This window comes from Actinoplanes sp. NPDC048791, from assembly GCF_040650095.1.
Lineage (GTDB): Bacteria > Actinomycetota > Actinomycetes > Mycobacteriales > Micromonosporaceae > Actinoplanes.
The window spans coordinates 1-5971 of record NZ_JBEZGQ010000519.1 but is presented as its reverse complement, the minus strand read 5'-3'; the positions used below and the strand labels follow the sequence as shown (position 1 = coordinate 5971).

General features: G+C 66.9%; 5 protein-coding genes and 2 tRNA genes. 3 read left to right on the top strand and 4 right to left on the bottom strand.

Annotation, left to right across the window (positions count from 1 at the left end):
• Nucleotides 1–865: hypothetical protein (locus AB0C29_RS29795; RefSeq protein ID WP_360826941.1), on the top strand; the 865-nt coding region annotated here is incomplete at its 5' end.
• 75 nt (nucleotides 866–940) lie between these two features.
• Here AB0C29_RS29795 and AB0C29_RS29790 read toward each other — a convergent pair.
• From AB0C29_RS29790 to AB0C29_RS29780, 3 genes are all read right to left on the bottom strand, one after another.
• Nucleotides 941–2209, bottom strand: a complete 1269-nt coding sequence (locus AB0C29_RS29790) for a hypothetical protein (RefSeq protein WP_360826938.1) — start codon at nucleotides 2207–2209, stop codon at nucleotides 941–943.
• Between the two features lie 45 nt (nucleotides 2210–2254).
• Entirely contained in the window at nucleotides 2255–3175 is a 921-nt protein-coding gene (locus tag AB0C29_RS29785; protein WP_360826935.1) for a hypothetical protein, read from the bottom strand.
• Nucleotides 3176–3731: 556 nt separating this feature from the next.
• Nucleotides 3732–3804 (bottom strand) — tRNA-Arg (locus AB0C29_RS29780).
• 216 nt (nucleotides 3805–4020) lie between these two features.
• Here AB0C29_RS29780 and AB0C29_RS29775 point away from each other — a divergent pair.
• Together AB0C29_RS29775 and AB0C29_RS29770 are read left to right on the top strand one after the other, a co-directional pair.
• A complete protein-coding gene (locus tag AB0C29_RS29775) occupies nucleotides 4021–4563 on the top strand; it encodes a SigE family RNA polymerase sigma factor (RefSeq protein ID WP_360826932.1) in 543 nt (180 codons plus the stop codon).
• Nucleotides 4563–5240 (top strand): hypothetical protein, encoded by a 678-nt coding sequence (locus tag AB0C29_RS29770; RefSeq protein ID WP_360826929.1) that lies wholly within the window; start codon nucleotides 4563–4565, stop codon nucleotides 5238–5240. Before AB0C29_RS29775 ends, AB0C29_RS29770 begins: the two co-directional genes overlap by 1 nt.
• 54 nt (nucleotides 5241–5294) lie before the next feature.
• Here AB0C29_RS29770 and AB0C29_RS29765 read toward each other — a convergent pair.
• Nucleotides 5295–5388, bottom strand: a tRNA-Ser gene (locus AB0C29_RS29765).
• Nucleotides 5389–5971 lie beyond the last annotated feature (583 nt).

Sequence of the window (5971 nt, the reverse complement as noted above, 5' to 3'; positions counted from 1 at the left end):
CGCCCTCAACCAGCGCCCGGCCCCGTCGACCACGGCTGTCGGCGCCGAGCCCGTCGCCGCGCCGCAGCTGCTCCGCCGTTCTCCGCGCCCCGACCGGCAGCCGTGCCGGCTCGACAACGTCGACTCGGTGGAATGGCTTGTGCAGTCGGCGCCGTGGGGATTGTCGACCGGACTCGCACTGCGGCCGAACAACAGCGAGCGCTGCACCTTGTCCGGCCGACCGCAGCTGTCCGGCGTCAACAGTGCCACCGGCGCCTCGGAGCCCATCGCCGTCGCTGACCTGGGTCCGCTCGACACCAGCATCACCCGCCAGTTCCCGGCCACCATCGACCCGGCGGAGCCGGCCCGGCTGCAGATCCGTGGCGACAAGTGCCCGGCCGGGCAGAAGCCCCGCTCCTACCGCGCCTTGGTGCTCACCGTCGGCGCCAAGAAGTTGCCGCTGCCGAGCTCGCGACGTCTCACCGGGATCTGCGGCGCGGACGTCAGCCACTGGTTCGTCGAGCCGCCCATGCTCTACGCCGCCCTCAATGCCAAACTCCAGGCGCCCGCGGTTCTGCGCCGGGGACAAGACTTCACCTACACCGTACGGATCGACAACGTTTTCGAGCGTGACTACCCGCTGTCCTCATGCCCCGTCTTCCGTCTCGGTGTCGCCGACGTGGACACCGGGCCGTGGCAACGCATCAACTGCACGTTGACCAGCATTGAGGGGCACGACAGCGTCGAGTTCACCTTGCCGGGCCACATCCCCCCGGACGTCGAACCCGGCCCGCACAAACTCACCTGGCTGGCCGCGATGAGCACCGGCGAAGCCGCCGTCGCCGATCTGGGAACTGACGGCACAGCCGTCACCATCACCCGTTGACCAGCACCTCACCGGCCGGAATGCGGACGGAGAGCAGACAACGACGACTCGTGGCCTGCTCTCCGTCCACCGAACTCATCGTGCTTTCAGCACCTGCTTCAGGCAGAACGACAGTCCGTCCTGGGACCGGTGCGACGCCACCCGGGACTTGTAGACGACTGCCTCGGGCACGACCCGCTTGACGAGAGTCGCCGCAGTGCCGCCGGCGACAACGGGATCTGCATCGGACGAGATCACGCAGGTCGTCGTTTTTGGCAGCGACAGCTTTCGTGAAGGCTCTCCGGCACAGGGCAGCATGAGCTTGGCAACAATCTGTGACGCCGCATCCCGCGACAGTCCCGCCTTCAGCTTTTCACTCGACGTGGTGGCCGAGCAGATCTCGTCCAGCTGCGCCAGGAAAGCCGGGGACATGGAGTTGGTGCCGTAACGGTGCCAGATGTTGTCGGAGAACCGGCCGACAACCTCCGGATCGTGGTCCTTGGTCACCGCTTTGGCGGCTTCCCCCTTCTCCGATTCGGCGGCGTAGCTCAGGCCCACGATCGCCGAGGCGACATCGAATTTCGTCACCGGCAGCGAACGGGAGGGCGCGGACGCCTGCGAAAAGACCCGAGGGGTCTGACCGAATGATTTCTCGATCAGTTCCGTCCGCCGCGAAGCGAAAGACGCGGCATCCACACCGATGGGGAACGGCCGCGCCAGAACGGACCAACGAAGGTCACGAGTCGCTTCGGCACCGACCAGATAGCTGTAACGCGCCACCCCGAACGAATGGCCGATGAATCCTTCGACCTCGAGCGACTCCTTGGCGATGACGGCGCTCACCACGTCCGCATAGTTCTGCGGCGTGAATCCCCATCGACCCTGTCCGATCCGGCACGTTTCATGCAACGCGGCGGCCTGATCGGTGACGTCCTGCGCACCGGCCCGCACGCTCTCATAGTATTTCGTACCGGCCGCGGCGCAGGAATCGTCCAGGGACTGCGTGACCCAGGGCTCCTCGATGACGAGCATGTTGTAGCCGCCGAGCTGCGGGACCTGTTTGGCGTAGCCGTCCAGGTGGTACGTCCCGGACAGCGGTGCGATCCCCGGTCCACCGAGGTCGAGAATGACGGTCCGCTTGGTATCGGTACTGGCTCTGACGACGCTGTACCGCCATTCACGCCCACGCAGTTGCACGCTCGCGCACGACTCGCGGGCCTCCTCGCAGGGATCCTTGGGCTCCGCAGCCGCCTCCGCAACCGGCTGCGTCTTCACGTCCCCGGAGTCCAGGAAGCCGGCGACCGCGATGGCAGCAGCCAGGATGACAACGATGATCGCGGCAAAGGGCAGCCGGCTGAAAGACAACCGGCTGCCCCCTCCGCGCGAAGTGTTTTTCGCGCTCATTGCCAGTTACCAGCCACTGTCCTTGCGGACGAACTCGTCGAGAGTGGTCAGGTTCAGGTCGCCGTACTTACGGTCGACCGCGGCCCAGGTGTAGTCGGCCCAGGTCGGGACAACCGTCTTGTCCTTGGCCGTGTAGTCCCCGGCCGCGTCGCCGTACAGCACGACCTTCGACGTCTTGCCCAGGAACTGGACGCCGATCTCCTTCCGGCCCCACGTGCCCACCGGATTGGTGGAGTCACAACGGTGCAGAGGGATGCCGATCTGGCCACTGACCCCGGCCGCGCTGGCGCCGATGGTGACGGTCTGGGTGGCCTCGCACGTCGTCGCACTCGCCGTCGGGGTCGCCTGGTTCAGCGACGTGATGGCGTCCGAGCCGGCCCACGGCCGGGACCGGATGGTGAACTCGCGGGTGTACGGAATCCACGAGTAGTTGGCCCGGTGGAAACGGCCGAACCGGTTGTAGATCCAGTGGCGGGTTCCGCTCTCCGCCCACTTCTCCCAGCACGACCAGAGGTAGTGGTCGCTGACCCCGGTCGACTCCCAGTACTGCTCGATGCAGCCGTACTTGTACCGGTACATGTTCTTCGGCGCCGTGCCGTAGTCGTACCCGTTTCCGGCGGGCGCGATCTTCTCGTCGGTGGCGGTGTCGAGGAAGATGCTGCCGAAACCGACCGGCGTCTCTTCCTTGTCCTCCGTCACCTTCGCGACCGTGAGTTTGTGAGGCGCCTTGCCCTCGTCCCAGAGCAGGTGGACCTCAGCGCCGGCCCGGTTGGGATCCGGAACGGCCGCCACCTGAACCTCAGCGGTGTCGGTGAGGCGACCGGCTCGCGCCAGCTTGTCCAGGTGTCCCCGGACCCGCCCCTGCAACTTCGTGTTCTTCAGTTCAATCTTGTTGGCGCGCAGAGTCGCCTTCTCAAGTGCCTTCACATCCACTGTCTTCACCGCAACGACCGGCTTCTCGTCTGCCTGAGCGGCGCTCGGGAAAAAGAGAACGGTCGCCACAGTCGCCATTGCGACTATGACGTGGTCGAGCTTTCGGGCAGCATTGTGCTGACGTTTCTGGGGTGGTATTTGCACGCCTTACTTCCTCCCGTGAGGACCTAGTGATCTAGGTCGGCGCGAGCGTAACAGCGGACAGGCGTGCTTCGATGTCCCGTCGGGAGCAGGCAAAGACGACGGTCACTTGTGGACCGTTGCGCAAGGTGGCGCAGTGTCAATACGGCGCCGACGAAAGCCCTGATCAACTAGGAGCGATGTCACGCTGAGTTGCAGAACTGCGACCCAAACGCTCCGTGATTGTGATCCACACCACAGTAAAATTTTGGGTCCTTTGCGCGTTATGCGCACTCAGCTGGAAGCGATCAGGATCGGTCATCGCGACGAAATCGACGACGCACCGCCGCACCGGAGACCTCCGGGCGGGTCACCGGACAACAAGAAAGGCCTGAACCGCGTTACGCAGCTCAGGCCTCAAACGTTCCGGTGCGCCCGAAGGGACTCGAACCCCTAACCTTCTGATCCGTAGTCAGATGCTCTATCCATTGAGCTACGGGCGCCTACCCAACCACTCCCCCGACCGGACGTGATGAACCGTCCAGCGGGTCGCGGTTACGTTTCCGCTGGTCCTGGCCTTTCGTGCACCCGGACCTGCTAGACGACGACTCTAGCATGTCGTCCCGGACGCCCCCCAAGGCGGTCCGGGCCCCTCGATCGCCCATGCAACCCTTGCGGCTCCCCATCCGTCTGGGGGCTGTGAGATACGAGGAGAGCTCGTGAGTAGCGAGCGAGATGCGCAGTTCCATGACTTCGTCCTGGCTCGCCGGGCCGGCTTGGTGCGGACCGCCACCCTGCTCACCGCGGGGAATGCGCATCTCGCGGAAGATCTGGTGCAGTCCACGCTGACCAAGCTGTACCTCGCCTGGCCCGCCTTCCAGCGCGCGCACAGCCCGGACGGTTACGTACGCCGCGTCCTGGTCAACGTCCTCGTCGACGAACGCCGGCGGCTGTGGTGGCGGCGGGAGCGGCCCACCGCCGAGTTGCCCGACCGGCCGCATCCGGGTGAGTCCGGGCCGCCCGGTGAGCTTGATGAACGGCTGCGGACGGCGTTGCGGGAGCTGCCTCCGCGGATGCGCGCCGCCGTTGTGTTCCGCTACTTCTACGACCTTGATGTCGCCGAGACCGCCTATGCGCTCGGGTGCACGCAGGGGACCGTGAAGAGCCAGACCGCCCGCGCGCTGGACCGCCTCCGGGCCGCTCTCCAAGCGAGACCCAGTGAGCAGAATCGCACCTTTCTTCGCCAAGGAGTGACCTCGTGATGGACCTGCGTGATCAGCTCGCCTCGATCGCCGGTCCGGCGGTCGCCCCCACCGCGGCCGACGCGGACGCCGACCTGGCCCGGGGCCGCCGGGCGCTGCGCCGCCGCCGTACCGCTCAGACGCTCGGGGGTTCCGCCTTCGCCGCGGCCGCCGTCGTCGCGGCCTTCGTCTTCACCACCGGACTCGGCGGCGGCGTTCCGGGGCCGGGCGCGACGGACAGCAGCACCACCGTCTCGACCACCCAGCTCGTGTCCTACAAGGGCAAGCAGCCCAAGGGTTTTGTCCTCGACAAGGTGCCGGACGGCTGGTTCGTGCAGGCGGACGACGACAGCAGCATCGTGCTGGCGCCGAGCCGCATCAAGGGCAAGCCGGGAGTCGACCCGTCCCAGGATCCGCTGTACGACCCGCGCAGCTTCGAAGGCAAGATCGCCGTCATGCTGCAGAGCCGCGACCAGGGCGGCCCGCCGGCGGGCACCGAGGTCCAGGTCGGCGACCGGGACGGCGTGCTGGCCAAGTCCGCCGACAACGACAGCGGCCGGACCCTGTGGGTCGAGCAGCCGTCGGGCGTCTATCTGCAGATCCAGTTCTGGGCGGACCTCGGGCTGAGCCACGAGCAGATGGTCGACTTCGGTGCCGGCGTACACGTGACCAAGGCCGCCAAGCAGGGCGCCGGCTGATCCGGCCTATGCGAAAGGGCCGTGAGCGCAAAGCTCACGGCCCTTTCGCGTGCGTGGCGGAGACTCCGGGATTCGAACCCGGGAGGGGCTATAAAACCCCAACCGCATTAGCAGTGCGGCGCCATAGACCGGACTAGGCGAAGTCTCCTCCGGTGGCTCGCAGGCCACCGACGGTTGAGGATACCGGACCGCCCGGGGGCCCGGCAAAGAGGTTGCCCCTAGGCCACGCCGATCATCGAAATCCGGAGAAATCGACGGACCGCACCGTCTTCCAACAGGTGAAATGACCGCCACGCGACTAGGCTGCCTCGGCATGGAGGAGAACGAGCCGAAGCAGCGCCGTCCGCGGACGTCCAACCCCGCGTTCAGCACGCCTGACCAGCCAACTCCCCAGACCAAACCGGCGAAGGCACCCCCGGCGGTGACCTTCCGGCCACCGGCTGCCGACAAAACCTCTTCCGGTACGGGCACAGACGCACCAGAAGCAACACCGTCGCCCCGCCCGCAACGGAATCCAGCGAAGTCCACACCGCGCAAGGCAACGGCCCCGCAACGCCCGGCGAAGTCGGCTCCCGCCCCCACCCCAGCCCCGCCGGCGGGGGAGAGCTCGCCGCGCCCGAGCACCGGCAACCAGCCGCCCAGCCGCAGCAGAGCGCAAGCCGCCGCGAAGCCGGCCCAGCCCCGCATCGAGGCCGCAACGGACACGCCCGCCAAGCAAAGCGCCCCGCCCG